General features: G+C 67.0%; 24 protein-coding genes. 16 read left to right on the forward strand and 8 right to left on the reverse strand.

Annotated features, from left to right (window positions below):
- Nucleotides 1-8: 8 nt before the first annotated feature.
- A complete protein-coding gene (locus V5F84_RS00320; protein ID WP_394043007.1) occupies nt 9-263 on the reverse strand; it encodes a hypothetical protein in 255 nt (84 codons plus the stop codon).
- Between the two features lie 48 nt (nt 264-311).
- Nucleotides 312-2,000 carry a UGSC family (seleno)protein gene (locus V5F84_RS00325; RefSeq protein WP_394043008.1) on the reverse strand — a complete coding sequence of 563 codons (1,689 nt, stop codon included), beginning with the start codon at nt 1,998-2,000 and terminating at the stop codon, nt 312-314.
- A gap of 546 nt (nt 2,001-2,546) precedes the next feature.
- On the opposite strand from V5F84_RS00325, the gene V5F84_RS00330 reads away from it, so the two are divergent.
- From V5F84_RS00330 to hydA, 8 genes are all read left to right on the forward strand, one after another.
- A complete protein-coding gene (locus V5F84_RS00330) occupies nt 2,547-3,398 on the forward strand; it encodes an SDR family NAD(P)-dependent oxidoreductase (protein ID WP_394043009.1) in 852 nt (283 codons plus the stop codon).
- A gap of 53 nt (nt 3,399-3,451) precedes the next feature.
- Nucleotides 3,452-4,840, forward strand: a complete 1,389-nt coding sequence (locus V5F84_RS00335) for an MFS transporter (RefSeq protein ID WP_394043011.1) — start codon at nt 3,452-3,454, stop codon at nt 4,838-4,840.
- Nucleotides 4,841-4,968: 128 nt separating this feature from the next.
- Nucleotides 4,969-5,472, forward strand: coding sequence for a DUF305 domain-containing protein (locus V5F84_RS00340; protein ID WP_394043012.1), 504 nt, complete (start codon nt 4,969-4,971; stop codon nt 5,470-5,472).
- Nucleotides 5,473-5,484: 12 nt separating this feature from the next.
- Complete coding sequence (locus V5F84_RS00345) at nt 5,485-6,942, forward strand: YncE family protein (RefSeq protein ID WP_394043013.1); 1,458 nt, start codon at nt 5,485-5,487, stop codon at nt 6,940-6,942.
- A 74-nt stretch (nt 6,943-7,016) separates the two neighbouring features.
- Entirely contained in the window at nt 7,017-7,547 is a 531-nt protein-coding gene (locus V5F84_RS00350; RefSeq protein ID WP_394043015.1) for an RNA polymerase sigma factor, read from the forward strand.
- Nucleotides 7,544-8,323 carry an anti-sigma factor family protein gene (locus V5F84_RS00355; protein ID WP_394043016.1) on the forward strand — a complete coding sequence of 260 codons (780 nt, stop codon included), beginning with the start codon at nt 7,544-7,546 and terminating at the stop codon, nt 8,321-8,323. The genes V5F84_RS00350 and V5F84_RS00355 overlap by 4 nt, the downstream gene beginning before the upstream one ends.
- A gap of 12 nt (nt 8,324-8,335) precedes the next feature.
- Nucleotides 8,336-8,458 carry a hypothetical protein gene (locus tag V5F84_RS00360; protein WP_394043018.1) on the forward strand — a complete coding sequence of 41 codons (123 nt, stop codon included), beginning with the start codon at nt 8,336-8,338 and terminating at the stop codon, nt 8,456-8,458.
- A gap of 235 nt (nt 8,459-8,693) precedes the next feature.
- Nucleotides 8,694-10,109, forward strand: a complete 1,416-nt coding sequence (hydA, locus tag V5F84_RS00365) for a dihydropyrimidinase (RefSeq protein WP_394043020.1) — start codon at nt 8,694-8,696, stop codon at nt 10,107-10,109.
- 40 nt (nt 10,110-10,149) lie between these two features.
- Here hydA and V5F84_RS00370 read toward each other — a convergent pair whose 3' ends face one another.
- Entirely contained in the window at nt 10,150-10,947 is a 798-nt protein-coding gene (locus V5F84_RS00370) for a GntR family transcriptional regulator (RefSeq protein ID WP_394043021.1), read from the reverse strand.
- Between the two features lie 160 nt (nt 10,948-11,107).
- On the opposite strand from V5F84_RS00370, the gene V5F84_RS00375 reads away from it, so the two are divergent.
- From V5F84_RS00375 to V5F84_RS00410, 8 genes are all read left to right on the forward strand, one after another.
- Nucleotides 11,108-12,115: an ABC transporter substrate-binding protein gene (locus V5F84_RS00375; RefSeq protein ID WP_394043022.1), complete on the forward strand. Its 1,008-nt coding sequence runs from the start codon at nt 11,108-11,110 to the stop codon at nt 12,113-12,115.
- A 10-nt stretch (nt 12,116-12,125) separates the two neighbouring features.
- The gene (locus V5F84_RS00380; protein WP_394043024.1) at nt 12,126-12,938 is read left to right on the forward strand and encodes an ABC transporter permease; all 813 of its coding nucleotides are present in this window, start codon (nt 12,126-12,128) and stop codon (nt 12,936-12,938) included.
- A gap of 2 nt (nt 12,939-12,940) precedes the next feature.
- Entirely contained in the window at nt 12,941-13,732 is a 792-nt protein-coding gene (locus V5F84_RS00385; RefSeq protein ID WP_394043026.1) for an ABC transporter ATP-binding protein, read from the forward strand.
- Nucleotides 13,729-14,457, forward strand: a complete 729-nt coding sequence (locus V5F84_RS00390; RefSeq protein ID WP_394043028.1) for a maleate cis-trans isomerase family protein — start codon at nt 13,729-13,731, stop codon at nt 14,455-14,457. The genes V5F84_RS00385 and V5F84_RS00390 overlap by 4 nt, the downstream gene beginning before the upstream one ends.
- A 5-nt stretch (nt 14,458-14,462) precedes the next feature.
- Nucleotides 14,463-15,467 carry an NAD-dependent epimerase/dehydratase family protein gene (locus tag V5F84_RS00395; RefSeq protein ID WP_394043030.1) on the forward strand — a complete coding sequence of 335 codons (1,005 nt, stop codon included), beginning with the start codon at nt 14,463-14,465 and terminating at the stop codon, nt 15,465-15,467.
- Nucleotides 15,464-16,315 (forward strand): SDR family NAD(P)-dependent oxidoreductase, encoded by an 852-nt coding sequence (locus tag V5F84_RS00400; protein ID WP_394043032.1) that lies wholly within the window; start codon nt 15,464-15,466, stop codon nt 16,313-16,315. Before V5F84_RS00395 ends, V5F84_RS00400 begins: the two co-directional genes overlap by 4 nt.
- Before the next feature lie 261 nt (nt 16,316-16,576).
- Complete coding sequence (locus V5F84_RS00405) at nt 16,577-17,254, forward strand: FCD domain-containing protein (protein WP_394043034.1); 678 nt, start codon at nt 16,577-16,579, stop codon at nt 17,252-17,254.
- A 143-nt stretch (nt 17,255-17,397) separates the two neighbouring features.
- Complete coding sequence (locus V5F84_RS00410) at nt 17,398-18,462, forward strand: AbrB family protein (RefSeq protein WP_394043036.1); 1,065 nt, start codon at nt 17,398-17,400, stop codon at nt 18,460-18,462.
- 10 nt (nt 18,463-18,472) lie between these two features.
- Here the strand turns inward: V5F84_RS00410 and hpxZ are convergent, their stop codons facing one another.
- The 5 genes from hpxZ to V5F84_RS00435 all read right to left on the reverse strand — a co-directional run bounded on the left by hpxZ (nt 18,473) and on the right by V5F84_RS00435 (nt 22,382).
- Nucleotides 18,473-18,859 (reverse strand): oxalurate catabolism protein HpxZ, encoded by a 387-nt coding sequence (gene hpxZ, locus V5F84_RS00415; RefSeq protein ID WP_394043038.1) that lies wholly within the window; start codon nt 18,857-18,859, stop codon nt 18,473-18,475.
- A gap of 29 nt (nt 18,860-18,888) precedes the next feature.
- Entirely contained in the window at nt 18,889-19,794 is a 906-nt protein-coding gene (locus V5F84_RS00420) for a polysaccharide deacetylase family protein (RefSeq protein ID WP_394043040.1), read from the reverse strand.
- A 61-nt stretch (nt 19,795-19,855) separates the two neighbouring features.
- Entirely contained in the window at nt 19,856-20,545 is a 690-nt protein-coding gene (locus V5F84_RS00425) for a cyclase family protein (protein ID WP_394043042.1), read from the reverse strand.
- Between the two features lie 10 nt (nt 20,546-20,555).
- Nucleotides 20,556-21,497, reverse strand: coding sequence for a branched-chain amino acid ABC transporter permease (locus V5F84_RS00430; protein WP_394043044.1), 942 nt, complete (start codon nt 21,495-21,497; stop codon nt 20,556-20,558).
- 12 nt (nt 21,498-21,509) lie between these two features.
- Nucleotides 21,510-22,382, reverse strand: coding sequence for a branched-chain amino acid ABC transporter permease (locus V5F84_RS00435; RefSeq protein WP_394043046.1), 873 nt, complete (start codon nt 22,380-22,382; stop codon nt 21,510-21,512).
- Nucleotides 22,383-22,384: the final 2 nt, after the last annotated feature.

A 22,384-nucleotide genomic window follows, 5' to 3' on the forward strand; every position in this document is an offset into this window, starting at 1 on the left:
GGGGAGCTTCAAGAAGAGCTGTGATCCACCATGTTGATGTCGAAGCCCGAAATGTGGGGGGCCCGCGAATGGAACAGATCCGTCAGGAAGATCCGCAGATCGTCCACGGTCACCGTGCATGTGGAGCAGTGCTCGTTGGGCGCCACTTCATAGCGGATGAAAGCCGTGCCGTTCTCCACCTTCTCCAGGGTCAGATGCCCGTCAGGCGAGACGATGCTCTGGGCCTGATCGAGGGCAAATTGGGCAAGCGCGTCCTTCTTCAAAGCGTCCTCCTCTGATTTATTTCTTGAAACGAACGAATGGGTTGGCGCCTATTCGTCGATGACCTTGCTCTGGGATTCCCCGGTGCCGTACAGGAATGCGCCGCGCCCGGCGCCGCCGCCGACCACCACGATCTCGAAGCACTCGGGATCTTCCACCACCGGCAGCAGGGTCTGCGGGCTTTCCCACAGCCATTGAAGCTCGGGATGGCTCTCCTTGAACGCCTCCGGCTCCTTCTGGAGCATCAGGGTTTCAAACGGCATCCGCGCCTTGCGGAACATGGCCTTCTGCAGGTCCGACTTGCTCCAGCCCTTCGCCCGGAACCGCTCGGCGTGCTCGGGGCAGATGAGCATCACGTGATGCTCCTTCTCGTTGGTGCCCGAGCGCGGATCGGAGCGGCGGCCCAGCAGCCACCCGCCGGTGGAGACGTTGGCGACGTTCATCGCCGCCGACGCATAGACATCGGTAAGCCGCTCGGGATCGTGATTGACGAAATCCTGCAGTTCGCAGATGCCGCAGCCGAACAGGAGCGAGACCACGCTCTCCTCCTCGCCGAAGCCCGCATCCACATGGAACGGCTTCCACGGGCTCTTTTCCTGGTTCTCCGCCACCACCATGCTGTATTTGGTGGGCGAGCCGATGGTGTCCATGTCGCTGATGCCGGGATAGGTGTGCCCGACGTTCATCATCAACAGGCGCACGGCCCGGCCGATGGCGGTGTTCGCGAACGAAAGCGCGCCGGGGCCCAATGCGCAGGTGCCGCTGTTGAGGCCGATGCGGTCGCGGATAGGCCCGTTGATCCAGAGCACCGGCGCATGCGGACAGGTGGACTGCGACTTGTTGCGCAGGTTGATCTTCGGCTCCGCCATGCACTCCACCGCCGCGATGAGCACCGGCAGGAAATCCGGCCGGCAGCCCGCCATGACGGCATTGGCGGCGATCTTGCGGACGGTCGCCTTGCCGAAGCCCGGCTCCATCACCGCCACCACCTCCTCGGGATCGCGGCGGGTGCCCCTCAGCATCCGCTCGACGCGGTCCTCGGTCGGGGGAATGAGCGGAAATCCGTCGCCCCAGCCATAGCTCAGGAACTGGTCGTTCATGTGCTCCATGGCGGCGAGGGCGTCGGTGCCGTCGAAGTCCAGCCAGGCATCGTCGAGCAGCGTGAGCTTGGTTTCGTAATGGGTGCTGGCCAGCGGCTTCGTCAGGGCGGCGACCACGCCGTCGATATTCTTGTCGACGTTCTCGCGGATTTCGTCGGGGGTCTGATTGGTGAAAGGCAGCGGCACCACGGCCAGCGCCAGATCCTTGATGCCGAAGCTGCCGGCGCTGTGCCGCGCGTCGCTGATGAACTGGGAGGCGACGAAGCCGACGGAGGGCACGCCGGCCTTCTCGAATTCGATGAGGTCACGCATCAGCCAGGAGGTGCAGGAACCGCAATCGGCGGTGGTGCCGATCACCACATCGCATTCCCGTGCCACCTGGGCGACGTCCGCCGGCGTGACGTGGCGCATCATCCAGCCCACGGAGCCGCGATAATAGGCGAAGGTGGCGCGCGGATAGCGCTGCTTCAGCAATTCCTCGGCGCGCGCGAGCGCCACGTCGCCGCCCGCCTTCATGTTCCAATACAGGCCGATGCGCTTTCCATCCAGATCATCGACGCGGGGCGCCGGCGGGTGGCTGACCTCGAGGATCTCGGCGACGGGATTGTAGACACGAAGGCGCGTGCGAAAAGTGGTCATGTGTCGCTCCAGTGGATGCGATGCTCACCACGCTCATTCATCACCAGGGGCTTTCAAGCCGAGCCCTTCGTGACTGCCTGAAGTATGGCGGCGATCTCTCGTTTCTCTCCCGACGGTTCCCTTTTCTTAGGAGAAGGATACTTCCGTCGTTCTATCTAGCAGAACAGATGTTCTATTTATATCATCGGCTTGGGAGGTCCGCAAGGCGGGATTTCTTCGCCGGCGACCGGGGTGCGGAAGAAAGATGCCGCGACCGCGAAGGCATGGCCGATCGAGCCTCAGGGACGTGAGGTCGTGAGCGCCAGCATCGCAACCATCCGGGCTGGCCCACAGGGGCCGCTGGCGCCTGGAACGCGACATGGGCGGGTGCGATCCGCGTTTGGGGCGGCACCGGGAGGACCCGCGCACGCCGATGGGCAAAAAGCCCGGGCCGCCTTTGCCCAAGGGAAGACTTCCTTCGACCAATGGCTTGTGCTCTTAAGCGTTACCCCCATGCGCCGCACCGGTGCAACGCCCGGTGCCCTGCCACCTCAGGAGGTCCCGCCCATGGCCCATCCAGCTCTCTCTCCAGCTTCCACCGCGGTCATCACCGGCGGCGCTTCCGGCATCGGCCTTGCCGCCGCCATGCGCTTCGCCGCCATGGGGCTCCAGGTGTGCATCGTCGATCTCGAGGGGGAGCGGCTCGCCGCAGCGGAAGCCGCCCTCGCCGCGGCGGCGCCGGACGGGGCGAAAAGCATCCTGGCTGTGGCGGCGGACGTCAGCCGCATCGAGGAGGTCCGCCGCCTGGAACAGGCCGTCGCCGCGCGCTTCGGCGCCGTGGACGTGCTCATGAACAATGCCGGCATACAGCCCGGAAGCAGCATTTTCGGTCCGCAGGCAAATTGGGAGAAGGTGCTCGGCGTCAATCTGTGGGGTGTGATCCACGGCGCCCAGGTCTTTGGACCGCAGATGGTGGCCGCCGGGCGGCCGGGGCTCATCATCAACACCGGGTCGAAGCAGGGCATCACCACGCCGCCGGGCGATCCCGCCTACAATGTCTCCAAGGCCGGCGTGAAGGCCTTCACCGAAGCGCTCCAGCATGAGCTGCGCAACACGCCCGGCTGCCGGGTGACCGCCCATCTGCTCATTCCCGGCTTCGTCTACACGGGGCTGACCGCACGGGGCCGCACGGAGAAGCCGGCAGCGGCCTGGACGGCGGAGCAGACCGTCGACTTCATGCTGGACAGCATCGCTGCCGACGACTTCTACATCCTCTGCCCCGACAACGACGTGCCGCGCAGCCTGGACGAACGGCGCATCCTGTGGGCGGCGGGCGACATCGTGGAAAACCGCCCGCCCCTGTCGCGGTGGCATCCCGACTATGCGGAGCGGTTCGCGGCCTTCCTGGACGGAAAATAAAAGGGACGGTTGCGGGATCGCACCAGCGCCGGGGGGCGCATCAAGGAGCAGCAATGTTCGTATCCAAGGTGCCTCAGGCGCTTTCCCTCCCGGGCGATGGCCTGCAGGGGTCCCAGCGTTTCCAGGCCATTCTCGCCATCTCCTCCGCGGTCGGCATGGCATCGCTCGACACGGCCATCACGAACACCGCCTTGCCGACCATAGCGGCCGACATCGGGGCGGACGCCGCCTCTTCCATCTGGGTGGTCACCGCCTATCAGATGGCGGTCGTGGCGGCGCTGCTTCCGCTCGCTTCGCTCGGCGACATCGTGGGCCATCGCCGGGTCTATCTGGTGGGGCTCGCATTGTTTACCGTGACGTCGCTGGCGTGCGGCCTTGCCTGGTCGTTGCCGTCCCTGGTGGTCGCCCGGGCCCTGCAAGGGCTGGGCGCCGCCGCCATCATGAGCGTCAACACCGCCCTCATCCGCTACATCTATCCCTCGCGCATGCTGGGGCGGGGCCTCGGCAAGAATGCGCTGATCGTCGCGCTCGGCTTCACCGTCGGCCCCACCGTCGCTTCCGGCATATTGTGGGTCACCTCGTGGCATTGGCTGTTCCTGCTCAATGTGCCGGTCGGGCTCGCGGCGCTGTTCTTCTCCGTGCGCTCCCTGCCGCGGACACCGCGTGCCGAACACAAGTTCGAGCTGACGGCGGCGCTGTTGAGCGCCGGCTTCTTCACCTTGCTGGTTCTCGGCATCGGCCAGGCTTCCCATCTCGGCCCGTGGGGATTGGTGGGCCTGGAGATCTTCGGCGCCCTGGCCTGCGCCGCGGTGCTCCTCAGATTGCAGGGGGAACATCCCGCCCCCATGCTGGCGGTGGATCTCTTCCGGCGGCCGGTCTTCGCCCTGTCCGCGGTGACCTCCGCCTGCTCCTTCACGGCCCAGGGGCTTGCGTTCGTCGCGCTGCCGTTCCTGCTTCAGACGCAATTGGGCCACAGCCAGGTGCAGACCGGTTTCCTCATGACGCCGTGGCCGGCGGTCGTGGCGGTGATGGGCCCCATCGCGGGCCGCCTGTCCGATCGCTATTCACCCGGCATCCTGGGCGGAATCGGGCTTCTGATGCTCTGCGCCGGCATGGCGACCCTGGCGCTCCTGCCTTCGGCGCCGTCGACCTTCGATATCGTCTGGCGCATGGTCCTGTGCGGCGCGGGATTCGGCTTCTTCCAGTCCCCCAACCTGAAAGCCCTGATGACCAGCGCCCCGCCGGAGCGCAGCGGCGGCGCGAGCGGCATCGTGGCCGCGGCCCGCCTGCTCGGCCAAGCCACCGGCGCCGCCCTGGTCGCGCTATGCTTTCATCTCGCAAGCGAAAGCGGCCCCGAACTCGCCCTTTGGCTCGGAAGCGCCTTCGCCCTCTTCGCGAGCCTGGCAAGCTTCCTCAGGCTCCTGTCCCGCTCGCGCGCCTGATCCGCGGGGCGGGCCGGCGGCCCGCCCGATGCGACGACCTGAAGAAAATTTGCGCCGTGCCGGAATAATCGGCGCGGACGGGAGTCCCACCTCCTGAAGGCGCCATCGCGCCGGACGGAGAAAATCCCATGCGAACACGACACCTCGCCTGTGTCGGCGCGCTGCTTGCGGCATGCCTTACCGGCGCCGGCGCCGAAGCACATGACCATGATCACGGAGCCGGCACCGCCGCGGCGAGCACAGCCCCCACGAGCGATGAAACGCCCTTCCTCGCCGAGAACACGGCCGCCATGGACAAGATGATGGCGGACATGGAGGTCAAGCCGACGGGCGATATCGAAGCCGACTTCACGGCGATGATGATCCCCCATCATCAGGGCGCCATCGACATGGCGGTGGCCTATCTGCGCTACGGCAGGAACCCGCAGCTGCGGCGCATCGCGCAGGAGATCGTCGTCGAGCAGCAGCAGGAAATCGCCGCGATGCGCCTCGCGCTCGGCCAGCCCCTGCCCCCCTCCGCGCCGGCACAGACCCAGCCGGATGCCGCTCCCGCCCAGCCTCACCTCAGCCAGCGCAATGCGCCCATGGCGCACGACGCCTCCATGACGCGGCCGGCCGCTCCGGCGAAATAGGAAAGACCAACGATGAACAAGACCATCCTGCGTGTGCTGCTCGCCAGCACCATTCTGGCGTGCGCGGTTCCGGCCTTTGCCGGTGAAGCCCCCTTCGCCGCCTCCGCGCCGGCGATCGCGGTGAGCAGCCATGACCGCGTCTATGCGGCGGAACAGTTCTCCAACACCGTCTCGGTCACCGATCCCTCAACCAACAAGCTGCTCGGCGTCATCCGGCTCGGCGATCCGCAGCCGGGCAATTTCAGCCCGCTCTACAAGGGGCAGGTGCTGGTCCACGGCATGGGCTTCTCGCCGGACCGCAAGACCCTCGCCGTTGTGTCGATCGGCTCGAATTCCGTCACCTTCATCGACACCGCGACCAATGCCGTGAAGCACACCACCTATGTCGGCCGCTCGCCGCACGAGGCGTTCTTCACCCCGGATGGCAAGGAAGTCTGGGTGACCGTGCGCGGCGAAGATTATATCGCAGTGCTAGATGGGGCGACCTATGAGGAGAAGACCCGCATCAAGGTTCCCAACGGCCCGGGCATGCAGATCTTCTCGCCGGACGGAAAGTACGGCTATGTGTGCTCCTCCTTCATGCCCGAGACGGTGGTGATCTCCGTCGCCGACCATCAGATCGTCGGCCATGTGAAGCAGGAGAGCCCCTTCTGCCCCAACATCGCGGCGACGCCCGACGGCAAGCAGGTGTGGTTCACGCTGAAGGACATCGGCAAGACGCAGGTGTTCAACGCGCAGCCGCCCTTCGACGTGATCAAGACGATCGACACCGGCCCCATCACCAACCACGTCAACTTCGCCCATAACGCCCATGGCAGCTTCGCCTATGTGACGGTGGGCGGGCTCAATGAGGTGAAGGTGTTCCGCACCGACGATTTCTCGCAGGTCGCGACCATCCCAGTGGGCAAGCTGCCGCACGGCATCTGGCCGTCGGGCGACGGCTCGCGGGTCTATGTCGGGCTTGAGAATGCCGATGCGCTCGCCGCCATCGACACGCTGACCAACACGGTGATCGCCACCATCCCGATCGGCCAGGCGCCGCAGGCGGTGAACTATGTCCCCGGCGCGGTGCCCGAGGGCGACGGCATGCAGAACCTTCAGCCGCTCGGCGTGGCGGGGCAGACCGCGCATCTCACCCTCAGCCCGGACGGCAAGGCAGAGGCGAAGGCGCCCACCAGCGTCTCGCTGTTCGATCAGGGGCTGATCCAGATCCTGCAGGCCTCCGTCACCGGGCTGATGCCGAAGAAGCCCTATGTGCTGGCGCTCGCCAGCGAGGCGGATGGCAAGGGCACGCTGGAGCCGCTCTCGGCCTTCATGACCAACCCCGCCGGTTCCGCTATCGTCAACGCCGCCGGACCCATCCGGCAGATCGTGCAGAACGATGCGAAGGCACAGCGCCGCTATCTCGTCATCGCCGAAGGGACGACCGGGCAGACCGGCGCCGTCGTCCAGCACCAGACGCTCGACTGACGCCTCCGGGCCCAAACGGAGGGGAAGACGGGCCGCTCTCGCAGGAGAGGCCCGCCTTCCGGGAAGGAGATGTCATGAACCACGAGATGGTGCGCCTCATCGAGCCGCTCATCCCCGCCTTGCGGCGGTATGCGCGCGCGCTGATGCGCGAGCGGGCGGCGGCGGACGATCTGGTGCAGGACTGCCTGGAGCGCGCCATCAGCCGCTGGCATCAACGGCGCCAGGAGGACGATGCGCGATCCTGGATCTTCGCCATCCTGCACAATCTCGCCATGACGCGGCTGCGTCGCGCGACCGAGCGGCCGGTCCATGTCCCGCTCGACGACGCCGAGGCGGCGCACCTGTCTTTTGCCCCGCGACAGGAAGACGGGCTGCGCCACCGCGACCTGCTGGACGCGCTGGCGGAACTGCCGGAGGAACAGCGCACCGTGCTGCTGCTGGTCACCGTCGAGGACCTCTCCTATGCCGATGCCGCACGCGTGCTCGATATCCCGGTCGGCACGGTGATGTCGCGCTTGTCGCGCGCCCGCGAACGCCTTTCGCGGCTCATGTCCGCTGAACCGCGGGCGACCCTTTCGCCGCCTTATCTCCGGAGCGTGAAATGAGCTCTCGCCCCATCACCGAAGACGACCTCCACGGCCTCATCGACGGTTCGCTCGACCCCGCGCGCCATGCCGAGGTGAGCGCCTGGCTCGACGCCCACCCCGAGGTGGCCGGGCGCATCGCGCGCTATGGCGAGCAGCGCGACATGCTCCGCGCCGCCTTCGCGCCGGTGATCGAGGAACCGGTGCCGACCGAACTCGACCTCTCGCGCATGATCGCGGACCGCCGCCGCCCGCAGCGGCCGCCGCGCTGGGCGATGGCTGCGGCCGCCGCCCTGCTCCTCTGCTTCGGCGGGCTCGGCGGCTGGTCGCTGCGCGGCATGGCGGTGCCACCCGCCGAGGGCGTGCAGGCCCTCGCCCGCGAGGCGGCGGCGAGCTATGTCGCCTATGCGCCCGACCAGGTCCGCCCCGTCGAGATCCGCGCCAGCGACCGCGACACGCTCGCCGCCTGGACCGCCAGGAGCGTCGGACGCCCGGTCGCCATTCCGGACCTGACGGCGGCGGGCTATCGGCTCATGGGCGGGCGGGTGGTGCCGACAGAGCACGGGCCGGCGGCGCTGTTCATGTATGACGACGACCGGGGCACGCGGCTCGTGATGCTGGCGCGGCCCATGCGGAGCGACGGCGACGTGCCGATGTCGCCCCACGCGCAGGGCGAGCTCAACGGCCTCGCCTGGGCCGACCATGGCCTCGGCTACAGCCTGATCGGCGCGATGGCGCCGGACCGGCTGCATCCGCTGGCGAACGAGGTGCGTCGCCAGGTCCGCAACGAGGCCTAGCGGGAAACCATCATGCCGGTTGCCTATCTTCGCGCGCTGCCGGCCGGCGGTGTTGCGCTGGCGGCCCACTTCCTCCTGCTCGGCTTCGCCGACCGGGTCGACGTCGTCACCGCGGAAGCGCCAACTCCCCTATAAATCAATGGGCTGGATCTCACCGCCTCCGACATTGGATGCCTGATCCCGGCGCGCGACCGCGCGGGGCGCCCTTTCGGAGCAAGGACGGCGCGCGGGACGTGGTCTTGATCTTGCTTGGTGGTCGGCGTGGCGGATCGCGGACCGGAGGTCCGGACCGGCCATCCGCGGGCGCCGGGCGCGCCCGCGCGGGCCGAGCGGCCACACGACATTTCTATCGGCGAGGAGGCCATCCCCCATGGCGCAGTTCGACACCCTCATACGCGGCGGCACGGTGATCACGGCGGGCGACCGCATCCCATGCGACGTCGCCATCAGCGGCGGGCGCGTGGCCGCGCTCGGCCAGGGGTTCGCCGACGCCAGCGAGATCATCGACGCGACCGGCAAATGGGTGCTGCCCGGCGGGGTCGATGCCCATGTGCATTTTTCCCAGCCCTCGGGCGAGGGAATCGTGATGGCGGATGATTTCGAGACCGGCACCCGCTCCGCTGCGCTGGGCGGCACCACCACGGTCATGCCCTTCTGCCTCCAGGAGAAAGGCCAATCCCTGCGGGCCGCGCTGAGCGCCTATCACGCCAAGGCGGACGGCGCCTGCCATGTGGATGTCTCGTTCCACCTCATCGTCTCGGACCCCACCGACCAGGTGCTGGGCCAGGAGCTGCCGGCCCTGGTGGAGGACGGCTACACCTCGTTCAAGATCTTCATGACCTATGAAGGGCTGGCGCTGAACGACCGCGAAATCCTCGACGTCATGGCGGTGGCGCGCGAAACCGGCGCGCTGGTGATGGTCCACGCCGAGAATTACGACGCCATCCGCTTCATGACGGAGCAATTGGAGAAAGCCGGACGAACCGCGCCGCGCTTCCATGCCACCTCGCGACCGATTGCAGTGGAGCGCGAGGCCACGCACCGCGCCATCTCGCTGGCGGAGCTGGTGGACGTGCCGGTGATGATCGTCCACGTCTCCAACCGCGAAGCCATGGAGCAGATCCGCTGGGCGCAGCAGAAGGGGCTGACGGTGCTCGGCGAGACCTGCACCCAATATCTGGTTCTCACCGAACAGGATCTCGACGGGCTCGGCATGGAAGGGGCGAAATATGTCTGCTCGCCGCCGCCGCGCGACGTGGCGAGCCAGGAAGCGTGCTGGGAGGGCCTGCGCACCGGCGTGTTCAGCATCTTCTCGTCGGACCATTGCGCGTTCCGCTACGACGATCCGCAAGGCAAGCTCACGCCCCGGGGCCGCACCAGTTTCCGCTGGGTGCCCAATGGCATACCCGGCGTCGGCGCGCGCCTGCCGATCCTGTTCTCGGAAGGGGTGATGGCGGGGCGGATCGATATCGAGCGGTTCGTCGCCCTCACCGCCGCAAATCCCGCCAAGACCTACGGCCTTTATCCCCGCAAGGGCACCATCGCCGTCGGCTCGGATGCGGATATCGCCATCTGGGATCCCGCGCGAAAGGTAACCCTCACCCATGATCTGGTGCGGGACGGCGCCGATTATACGCCCTATGAGGGCCGCCAGATCACCGGCTGGCCCGTCCTCACCATGGTGCGCGGTCGCACGGTGGTGCGCGAGGGCGAACTGGTGGGCGCGAAGGGCCATGGGGTTCACCTCGCCCGGGCCCGCTCCCCTTATGCGAAGGCCCGCGCCTGAGAGGCGCAATGCGCGCCCGGAAGCGGGCAGATGCCGGCGCTCAGGCCGTCGGCGGGCCGGCCTGCTGCTGCGCCAGCAGGTCCAGGGCGGCGAGCACCGCCGTGCGGGTGCGGCGGGTATGGTCGGCGATGGCGGCGGGGAAACGCTCCGCGTCGCGACTACGCAGAAGCGCCATGAACCCCTCGTGTTCCTGGAGCGACTCGTCCCACCGCCCGGCCTCGTAATTGGCCTGGGCGCGGGCGCGATAGATCTTCGCCGCGAGCGCGGTCCAGGTGGCGAACAGCGCCGGATTGCCCGCGAGACGGACGATCTCGGCATGGATCTGCTGGTTCTGCCGAAAATAGTCCGCGCGCGCACCGGCCTGGTGATGCGCCACCAGCCGCCCGTGCATCGCGTCCAGGCCGGCGATCTCCGCCGCCGTCGCCCTGGCGCAGGTCAGGCCGGCGGCGAGATGATCGAGCGCGAGCACCACTTCGAACACCGCGGCGATATCGTCCCGATCGAGCGGCATCACCGTGGGCGTGCGATGCGGCCGCAGCTCGATGAGCCCCTCGGAAGCCAGGACCTTGAACGCCTCGCGCAGCGGCGTGCGGGACACACCGAAGGTGTCGCACAGCATGCGTTCCGGCAGCGGACTGCCGGGGCGCAATTCGCCATCAAGCACCATTTCGCGCAGCCGCAGCACCAGCTGGTCATGCAGGGAAGCGGTGTTCAGCGGCTGCTTGGCATCGCTTGCCGAAAGCTTCAGCCGCGCCGGCTTGAAACGCGTGCGGGCGGGGGCGCGCGGGCGCGCCTTGCCGCCGCCGGGCCGCTCCGCGGGTGCCTCCGATTCTGTCATTTCTTTGCGCTCCCTGCCTACAAAATCGGCTTTTAAGACCATCGTCTTATGACTTATAAGCATGATTATACGAATAAAAAACCATATTGCATACCGAATGCTTCTAGCATCCCCTGCGAACAGGCGATCGGCTCGAATGGTCTTCCAGAGGAGCAAGGTCATGAAGAGATTTTTGTCCCGCATCGCCTTTGCGCTGGTGCTTGCGGGTGGTGCGGTGTCGATGGCGGCAGCCCAGTCCGAACCCACCATCAAGCTCGGTTTTGCAAAGTGCGCCCATTGCACCCCGCTCACCCTCACCCCGGACTATGCCAAGGGCATCAAGCTGGACGTGATCGGCTTCAACACCGGCAATGACGTGCTCACGGCCCTGATTTCCAAGAGCATCGACGTGGCGCAGGTGACCTACCTTCATTATGCGACCGCCCTCGACAAGGGCTTCGACGTCGTCGCCATTTCCGGACAGGTGAACGGCGGTTCGGCGTGCGTCATTCAGAACGACCTGCCGCTCGCCGCGGACGATTGGGCCGGGCTCAAGAAGCTGATCGCGGACTACAAGGCGCAGGGTAAGCCGTTCCGCATCGCGGCCTCGCGCGGCAATGCGCAGGACATCCACATGCGCGGCGCCTTCGCCAAGCAGGGCATCGACGTCAACAAGGACGTTCAGTTCATCAATATTCCCAACCCTTCCGACCATATCCAGGCGCTGCGCCGGAACGAGGTGGAGTTGATCTGCACCACGGAGCCGTTCGCGACCCAGATCCTCCAGGCCAAGGCCGCCAAGTTCTTCACCTTTCCCTATGATCAAGCCGCCGGAAAGCTGACCAATCTCATCGTCACGCGGTCCGACGTGATCGCGACGAACCCCAAGGCGGTTGAGGAGACCGTGCGCGCCATCATCAAGGTCGACGAGAAGATCGAAGGCGACAAGCAGCTGTGGGTGAATGTCATCAGCAAGGTGACCGGCCTCGACAAGGCGATCGCCGAAGGCGCCGTGGGCAATCTTTATCCCGATTACAAGATGTATCGGTCCTCGGCGGTTGCCATCGCGACGATGATGCGGGACCTCAAATACATCAATACCGACGTCACGGCGGCGGTGGAGAAGAACATGGACTATCGCTTCCTTGAAGCGGTCACCGGCAAGCCCAAGACCGAACTCGGTTATTGAGGGCGGGCGGATGCATGCCATTCTCAGACGGGGCCGGCCGGAGCGTTTCATCGTTCCGGTCCTGATCCTCGCCGGGTGGGAAGCGTTTTCCCGCTCCGGCGCCCTACCCCCGGCGCTGCTGCCGGCCCCCTCGGCGGTGGCCTGGGCCTGGCTGGACTGGGTCTTCGGCATCGACGGCAACACGCAGAGCTATAGCGGCCGCTGGATTTTCGACGTGATGGCGAGCTTCTGGCGCGTCGCCGCCGGGTTCGCCATCGCCACCGTCATGGGCGTTGTGCTCGGCGTCGCCATCGGCTGGTCCCGCCTGATCGAGGTGCTGATCGAACCCACATTGCAGACCCTGCGCCCGATCCCGCCGGTCTCGTGGATTCCCCTCGCCATCATCTGGTTCGGCATTGCCGACAAGCCGGCGATCTTCCTGGTGTTTCTCGGCGCCTTCTTCCCGATCCTGCTGAATACCATCCATGGCGTGAAGACCTGCGATCGCAACCTGATCCGCGCGGGTGCCATGGTGGGCGGCGGCCAGCACCAATTGCTGCGCTTCATCGTCGTTCCGGCGGCGCTGCCGTCGATCTTCGCCGGCCTGCGCATCGGCGTCGGCTCGGCCTGGATGCTCACGGTCACCGCCGAAATGGTCGCGGTGAAGAGCGGGGTCGGCTACGTGCTGTGGGATTCCTATTATTTCCTGCGCTACGACATCGTCATCGCCGCCATGGCCTCGATCGGCCTGCTCGGCTTCCTGAGCGATCTCATGATCCAGGCGGTGGCCCGGCACATGCTGCGCTGGCAGCAGGGCACGACCCTCCAGGGCGTGGAGGGATGAGCATGGCCACCATCGAAATCTCCGGCGTGTCCAAGATCTTCAAGGACGCCAAGCGCAAGGCCGATGTCACCGCGCTCGGCGACGTCAGCTTCTCGGTCAAGCGCAACGAGCTGCTCTGCCTGCTGGGGCCGAGCGGCTGCGGCAAGTCCACCTTGCTCAACATGATCGCCGGCTTCGACAAGCCGACCACGGGCACGGTGAAGGTGGACGGCCAGATCATCGCCGCGCCCGGTGCCGACCGGGGCGTGGTGTTCCAGCAGCCGAACCTCATGCCCTGGCTTCCGGTATGGGAGAACGTGGCGTTCCACCTCAAGCTGCGCGGCGCCCAGAAGGCCCTGCGACGCCACGAGGCGCAACGCTATATCGATCTCGTGGGGCTGACCGGGTTCGAGAACCATTTTCCCGCCGAGCTTTCCGGCGGCATGAACCAGCGCGTCGGCATCGCCCGCGCGCTGCTGATGAACCCGGCCGTGATCCTGATGGACGAGCCGTTCGGCGCCCTGGACGAGCAGACCCGCATGGACATGCAGAACGAGCTGATCTCCATCTGGGAGCGGCACAAGGGCACGATCGTCTTCGTCACCCACGGCATCGACGAGGCGCTCACGCTCGGCACCCATGTGGCGGTCATGTCGGCCCGCCCGGGGCGGATCGCCGAGATCATCCCGCTCGACCTGCCGCGTCCGCGCGACATCACCAGCCCCCGCTTCAACGATGTGAAGCGGCACATTCTCGACCTGCTGCGGCGCGAGCCGGCGGCGGCCTCTCTTCTCCAGACTGCGGACCCATCATGAGTGAACGCGTTCTCCTCGGCATGCTCACCCCCTCGTCCAACACGGTGCTGGAGCCGGTGACGCAGGCCATGGTGGCGGGCCTGCCCGAGGTCTCCGCCCATTTCGGACGGTTCAAGGTCACCGAGATCGCCCTCTCCGACCGCGCGCTGGCCCAGTTCGACGACAGCGAGATCCTGCGCGCCGCGGAGCTTCTCGCCCACGCCAAGGTGGAGGTGATCGCCTGGAACGGCACCTCCTCCGGCTGGCTCGGGTTCGAAGCCGACGAGCGGCTGTGCGCGCGCATCACGGCCGCCACCGGCATCAAGGCCACCACCTCCATGCTGGCCCTGAACGAAATCCTGGAGCGCAAAGCCGTGCGGGACCTCGGGTTCGTCACGCCCTATCTCGACGAGGTGCAGAGCCGCATCCTCACCAATTACGCGGCCCTGGGCCACGCCTGCAAAGGCGAGCGGCATCTCGGGCTCCAGGACAATTTCTCATTCTCCACCGTCACCGGCGGCCAGATTTCCGGCATGATCCGCGAAGTCGCCGCGCAAGGGCCGCAGGCGATCACGGTCATCTGCACGAACCTGCGTGCGGCGCCGCTGGTGGAAGGGCTGGAACGCGAGCTCGGCATTCCGATCTACGACACCATCGCCACCGTGGTCTGGAAGAGCCTGCGCATGGCGGGCGTCGATACCAGCCGGGTCACCGGATGGGGCTCGCTGTTCCGCGATCTGGCCTGAGGCGGATGGGCGTCTTCGTCACCGGCAGTTCGGGCTTCATCGGCCTCGCGGTCTGCGAGGCCCTGCTGGCGCGGGGCGAAAGCGTGGTGGGCTACGACCTCGCGCCGCCGCCACCGTTCGCCGAGGCGATATTCGCGGGCCTGCCGGGCCGGTTCCAATGGATCGCCGGCGATGCGAGACAGGAGGACGCCCTCACAGACGCCCTTGCCGCCAGTGGCGCGGACAGATTGCTCATATTGGCGGCGGTGACCGCCGATGCGCAGCGCGAGCGCACGGCCCCGCGCACCGTTATCGACGTGAACGTGGGCGCCGTCGCCTCGGCGATGACGGCGGCGGCCGCCACCGGCATCAGGCGCATCGTCTATCTCGGGTCCGGCTCGGCCTATGGCGCGAGCGGCCGGGACGGCGCGCCGCTGGACGAAGCCACGACACCGCTTCGGCCCGAAGGTCTCTACGGCATCAGCAAACAGGCCGGGGAAGCGGTGGCCCTGCGGCTTGCCGATCTCTACGGGCTCGATCTCGTGGTCGGGCGCCTTGGGACCTGTTTCGGACCGTGGGAATATGCGACCTCGGCGCGGGACACGCCGAGCGCGCCGTTCCAGGTGCTGCGCCACGCCGCGCGGGGCGAAGAGGTGGTGCTGCCGCGCCCGCATCCGCGCGACTGGTTCTATGGGCGCGACGCTGCCGCAGCGATCCTCGCCCTGATGGACACGCCGCGCCTGCCGCATTCGACCTACAATCTGTCCGCCGGTTTCATCTGGTCGCTGGCCGACTTCTGCCACGCCCTGGCCTTGCGCCGCCCCGCCATGAGGTGGCGCCTCGCCGCGCCGACCGAGGCCGGCAACATCGACCTCTACATGCCTTATGACCGCGCCCCCATGGCCAACGCCCGGCTGCGCGCCGACACCGGATTTGCGCCGCGTCACGACCTGCCCGCCGCTCTCGACGATTATCTGTCCTGGTGGGATGCGACCGGCGGCCCTTGGCTCACATGCGAGACCACGCCATGACGTTACCCGTTGAAACACAGCGCCTTGCGGGACGCGTTTGCATCGTCACCGGCGGCGCCTCCGGCATCGGCCGCGCCATCGCCCGCCTGTTCGCCCGCCACGGCGCGCATGTGGTGATCGCCGACGTCACGCAGAAGGTGATCGAGGGCGGCGCGCCAACCGCCGATCTGATCGCGCAGGAGGGCGGGAGCGCCCTGTTCCACCACACCGATATTTCGCGCGCCGATGAGGTGGAGGCCCTGGTGGAAACCGCCGTCGCCCGCTTCGGCCGCCTCGATGTGATGGTGAACAATGCGTGCATCCGCCATCCGCGCCGCCTGACGGATCTGGCGGAAGAGGATTGGAACCGCATGCTGGCGGTCAATCTCACCGGCGTGTTCCTCTGCTGCCGCGCTGCCGTGCGGCAGATGCTGGCGCAGGAACCGCGCGGACAGGACCCGCGCGGGCAGGAGCAGCGCGGGCAGGAACCGCGCGGGCAGGAGGCGCCCGACGACGTACGCGGGCGCATCGTCAATCTTTCCTCCCAGCACGGCATGATCGCGGCGCCGGAGGATCTGGCCTATGGGGTGACCAAGGCCGGCATCGCCTATCTGACCCGCCAGGTGGCGGCGGATTACGCGGCCGAAGGCATCGTGTGCAATGCGGTGGCGCCCGGCAAGATCGTCACCGGCCAGGGCGGCCGCTTGCAGGACCCGCAGGTTCTCGATCGCGCCCGCCGCCGCACGCCCTGGCCGCGCTTCGGCGTGCCCGACGACGTGGCCCACGCGGCCCTGTATCTTGCGAGCGACGATGCCCGCTTCGTCACCGGCATCAACCTGATGGTGGATGGCGGCTGGATGGCCGCCTGACGCGCGCCCGCGCATCGCCGGTCCCGACCCGCTCAAGACCGCCGCGGCACATCCCACATCCCCGCCCCGCGCGGGAAGGACCTGCCATGGACATCTCTCCATGGGTCCGCTAGACGAAGGTTGTAAACTGTCGCCAATGTTGGATAGCCTGAATTCATGACAGGCTTATCCCTGGTGCCGCGCCGTTTCGCAGATTGCGTTGAGCTGGCGCCCCTTGGTACCGAGGCAGGTCACCCCTTTATCGTGCGGAGCATGCGCAACATGGCCAAGACCGAGGACGCCCTTTCGGCCATCGCGCAGCGCCGCACCCAGTCTCTCACGGACATCGTGCGCAAGGAACTGGAACGGATGATCCTGAGCGGGGAAATCCGCGCGGGAGAGCGCATCAACGAGCAAACCCTCGCGACCCAGCTCGGCGTCAGCCGGGGGCCGATCCGGGAAGCGACGCGGGCGCTGGAGCGCGCCGGGCTGGTGACCTCCGTGGTCAATCACGGCAGCTTCGTGCGCGCCATCGAGGCGGACGAGGCGGCGGAAATCTACGACCTGCGGGCGGTTCTGTTCGGCTTCGCGTGCAGCCGCCTCGCGGCTCACATGACGCCGGAGCAGGAGGCGGTGCTGGAAGACTTGCTCGCGCAGATGGATCTTGCGGTCAAGAAGAGCAAGGCCACTTTGTACTATCAGCTCAACCTGCGCTTCCACGAACAGGTGATGAATTTCTGCGGCCACCGGCGGCTGAAGGAAACCTACGAATCCCTGCTGAAGGAAATGCATCTCGTGCGCCAGAGATCCCTGATGTCGGCGGCGAGCATGCGCGAATCCAATGCCGAACATGCCGCCCTGCTCGCGGCCATGTCGGCCGGAGACGTGGCGCGCGCGCGCCAGCTGGGCGAGGCCCATGCCCAGGGCGGCAAGCGCCGCTCGTTCGCGGCCGGCGCCTGATCTCCCTCTTCCCCCCGCTTTCCACCTTGGCCCTTCACGAAACGCTGTCCATGCCCCGCATTGTATACTGTTGACAGTTTTCGATCCGGCGTCGTATCGAGACGGGGAAGGCGCCGCCTGGAAAGAGGGTCGAGGTGACACGTATGGACAGGCGCAGACGCGGGTTGAAGGTGGCGGCCACATTCGCCGCAGCCGCGCTCGGCGGCGCGGGCATGGCGGCGCTGGGTGCCCCCCTCGCCTGGCTGCTCGGGGCCTTGCTGGCGATTGCCGTGCTCGGCCTTCTCGGCGCCCCCATCGAGGTTCCCGTCTGGTCCCGGCAAGGCGGCCAGGTGATCGCGGGGGTCGCGATCGGCCTCTATTTCACGCCGACCTTGATGGACCACCTGCTCTCCAATATCGGCTACATGCTGATCGCCGCCGGGGTCTCGATCATCGCGGGCGGCATGCTCTCCCTGCTGCTGGCGCGGTCGGCCAAGGTGGACAACACCACAGCCTATTTCGCCAGCCTGCCCGGGGGCGTCGCCGAGATGTCGGTCCTGGCGGAGCGCTTCGGGGGCGACACCGCGCTGGTGGCGCTGTCCCAGTCGCTGCGCATCGTGGTGGTGGTGCTGACGATCCCCGTCTCCATTGCGTTTTTCGGCGTCCAGGGCGCGGAAAGCTATCTGCCGCCCGCGCTTCCGGTGAAGCCGCTGGAAATGGTCGGCATGCTGCTGATGGGCCTCGCCTGTGCCTATCTGCTCGGCCGGATCCACATGGTGAACAACTGGCTGCTGGGCGGGCTCGTGGTGGGCGCAGCAGTCGCGCTCCTGCAACTCCCGCTGTCGGGCATACCGACGCCGGTGGTGGATGTCAGCCAGGTGCTGATCGGCGCCGCGCTGGGCGCCCGCTTCCGGCGCCACATGGTCCAGCGGTTGCGCAATTTCGTGCCCGCCGCGGTCACCAACACCTTGCTGCTGATCGCGTTCAATGTCGCCATGGCTGCCGTGATCGGGTGGCATGCGGGCCTCGACCTCGCCACCATGGTGCTCGCCAACGCGCCCGGAGGGGTGGCGGAGACCAGCATCACCGCCAAGACCCTGCATCTCGGCGTGGCGGAAGTGACGGCGTTCCACCTCGTGCGGATTCTCTGCATCATCCTGCTGAGCGCGCCCGCCTATCGGCTCGCCCGCTTCGCCGCGCTCCAGGTGCGCGGCAGTTCCAGCGGCTGAGCAGGCTTACTTACCCGGGCTCGTCGAGCAGGCTCACATGGGCGGCGACGATCTGCCAGCCCTCGGGAAACCGGATCCAGGTCTGCATCTGCCGCCCCACCTTGCCGGGCAGGCTGGCGCGCCGAAACAGGGTCGAGGCGGTGGCGGCATCGCGCCCGTATGTGGTGATCACCGTGCGCGAAAGCGTGCGCATCAGGTTCGCGCCGGAATTGGCGGTCCGGAACGCGCTGATCTCGGCATAGCCGTAGAGGTTTTCGCCCATCCCGTAGCGGATCGTGCGCGGATCGTCCCGGAACAGGGCATCAAACCCCGCCACATCGTTGGAAAGCACAGCGGCTTCATAACGCGCAAAAGCCGCCTCGACCTCGACCAATACCTCGGGGAGATTGATCTCCATACCCTGACCTCTTTCCAAAAGCCTGCCGTTTATTCGAACTCTTCGCTGCCGGGGATGATGCCCTTAGGCAGATCCGCCACATAGCGGGCGAGTTCGCCGGGCCGCGTGATCCACAATTGGTCGCGCTGCCCCAGCATGTGCGCGAAGGCCTCGCGCAGGGCTCGCAGCCGGAACGGCTGGCCCACGATGAACGGGTGCAGCACCACGCTGCAAACCAGGGGATATTTGCGCGACTGGTGCAGCATCTCGTCGAACTGGTCGATGATCATCTGCGCGAAGTGGCGGCCGGTATGCTGGCGAAACACCATGGCGGGACTGTCGTTGAGCTCGATCGAATAGGGGATCGACAGCAGCGGCCCGGAGCGCGTGCGCATCCAGAACGGCTGGTCGTCCGCCGCCCAATCCATCACATAGCTGAAACCCTCCTCCTTCAGCAGGTCGAGGGTGCAGGCGCTTTCCGCGATATAGGGGCCGAGCCAGCCCTGAGGCGCCGTGCCGGCATGGCGCAGAATGGCGTCGCGGCTCTCGGCGATGAGGCGGCGCTCGTCGTCTTCCCACCACCCGTCCTGGCGTTCGGAATTGGTGCGGCCGTGGCCGACGAATTCGTCGCCGCGCGCCAGCAGGGCCGGGGCGATTTCCGGGCAGGCATCGAGCGCCGCGGCGTTCACATTGTGCGCGCAGGGCAGGTCGAATTCGTCCAGCAGATCGAGCAGATACCAGAGGCCGACGCGGTTCCCGTAGTCGCGCCAAGCATAGTTCCGTTGGTTCTGCGGCGCCCCCACCTGCGCGCTGTCGCTGCCGAGCCCGGCACGGAAGGCGAAATGCTCGATATTGTTGCACACCACGAGCGCGAGGCCGGCGCCATTGGGCCAGGCATAGGCAGGGCGCTGCGGCAGGGCGCTATGGGCGTATCGGCCGTGCTGGGGAAGCTTCATGAGGGGTTGCCTTTATGCGCCGGCAGGGCGCGCGGGGCGCGCTTCCTGTGGGTCCGGGGTATCACTCGAAGATCGCGACCGCCCGGATGGGACTTGCCGTGCCCCCGCGGATCTTGAGCGGGAAGCCGACGAAGCGGAAACGCCCGCGCCCCACCAGCTTGTCCAGATTGGCGAGGCATTCCATATGGGTGATGCCGCGTTCGGCGCACGCCAGATGGGCCTGGAAATTCAACTCGCCCTCCGGCGCCGGGCTCACGGCCTCCACGCCGAACATGCCGATGCCCTTGTCCGCAAGCCAATGCACGCTTTCCAAGGCAAGGCCCGGAAACTCGTGGGGATAGCCGGGCTTGCCGAGCAGGCGGTCGTTGGTGGCCATATAGAGCAGGACCGTATCGCCGGGGCGGATTTCCTCTCCGGAGGCCGCCAGCGCCGCCTCCATCTCGGCGACCGTCACCGCATGGCGCAGGGGAACGTGGGAGAGGTCGAGGCAGATGGCGGAGGTGTAGAATTTCTCCAGCGGCATCTGGTCGATAGACTGCGCCTCGGGGCGGGAATCGAAATGAACGGGGGCATCCACATGGGTGCCCGCATGATCGCAGAAGGCGATGGACAAAGCCTTGGACGTGAAATCCGTAGTCCCCGCCCGCTTCTTCTCGGAATGATCATACCATACCGAAATGACCACCGGCGGATGCGAGGGATGCACCTGGGTGCGATGGAAAATCTCGCGGCTCAGATCGATGAGTTCCACATGCGTCTCCTCAATTTCGCTTTGTCACGGCAACGGCATCCGCGGGCAGGATGGGTGAAAGCACATCCTCCGCCCGCAGGGCGCCCTTCGGCAGGCGCGCGGGGCGCAGCGTGATGCCGAGAATGCGGCGGGCGACCCCGAGCGGGGTCCGCGTCAGCAGCCCATCCGGGCGCCACAGCATGACGCCGACGATGATCAGCCCGTAGACGATCAGCCGATATTCGTTCGCGAAGCGCAGCGCCTCCGGCAGGGCGGTCAGGACGACCGCGCCGAGGATCGGGCCGGCCAGGGTCTGCACCCCGCCGAACAGCAGGAAGATCACGTAATTGAGCGAAACGAAGAAGCCGAGCTGGGACGGCGTGATCACCAGCAGATAATGGGCCTGCACGGCGCCGGCCATGCCGATCAGCGCGCTGCCGAGCGCGAAGGTGATGATGCGCACCTGAGCCACGGAGACGCCCATGGAGGCGGCCGCCAACGGGTCGTCGCGCACCGCCCGCGCCGCATAGCCGAGGCGCGAGCCGTCAAACCGCCAGGCCACATAGAAGGCGATGGCCGCGACCACGACGCAGGTGAACAGCCCGGTGTGCGGCTCCAGCCCGGTGAAGCTGTTGGCGCCGCCGATATAATCCCAGTTGAACGCCAGCACCGAGAGCGCCTCGCCCGCCGCGAGCGTGGTCAGCTTCAGGATGAAATCCCGCATCTTCAAGGTCAGCAGCGCCAGGACGCAGCCGAGCGCGCCGCCCATGAACGCCCCCGCCGCGACGGCCGGCACGAACGGGACGCCGAACTTCACCGTCAGGATTCCCGAGGCATAGCCGCCGACCCCCGCGATGGCCGCCGTGGCCATGGACAGCTGCCCCGACAGGGCGGTGACATAAAGCCCGATCGTCATGGCGACGTTCAGCAAGGTGAAGATCAGGATCGGCTCGAAGAAGGCAAGATTGGGCATGATGCCTCCAGCTCAAGTGGCGTAGGAACCGAACAAGCCGTTCGGCCGCAGGTAGAGCACGCCGATCAGCACGAAGAAGGCCACCGCATCGCGCAGCGATGAGGAGACATAGCCGGTCACCAGCGCCTCGAGCACGCCGAGCGCGAGGCCGACCGCGATCACCGCCTCGAAATAGCGGTTGCCCGCCACGAGCATGCAGATGAACGCCTTCAACCCGTACAGAAGCCCGACGAAGGCGGAGGCGGAGCCGTACAGCGATCCCACCGCCACGGCGGCGAGCCCCGCCATGGTCGAGGCGAACCAGAAGGTGATCTGGCACACGCGCCGCACGTCCACACCAAACGCAGCGGCGACATCCGGGCGCTCGGCGATCGCCCGCGTCGCCCGGCCGATGTGCGTGCGCCGCACATACAGGCTCGCCAGCGCCAGCAGCACCGCGCACAGGCCGAGGCAGAACATCTGGCGCAAGGTGAGCAGCACCGGGCCGATTTCGTAGAACCGCGCCGGCAGCAGGCGCGGATAGGGGATCGGATCGGGACCGACGATCACCGCCATGCCGTTCTGGAGGATGACCGAAACGCCGAGCGTCGCGATCAGGGTCGTCAGCACGTCCCGCCCGCGCAAGGGGGCCACCACCGTGCGCTCGATGATCGCGCCGATGGCGGTGGAGCCCACCGCCCCGCCGAGCAGGGCCACCGCCAGCCCGCCGCCGGGCACGAACCCCGCCGCCACCATGCCGGTGAACATGCCGATCATGAACACGTCGGGATGGGCGAACTGGATCACGCGCAGCACCGTGAAGGCCAATGCGAAACCCACCGCGACGACGGCATAAGTACTGCCGATCACCAGGCCGTTGCTGAGTTGTTGCAGGAAAAGATCCATCT

Source organism: Roseixanthobacter liquoris, assembly GCF_043195135.2.
GTDB lineage: Bacteria > Pseudomonadota > Alphaproteobacteria > Rhizobiales > Xanthobacteraceae > NCEH01.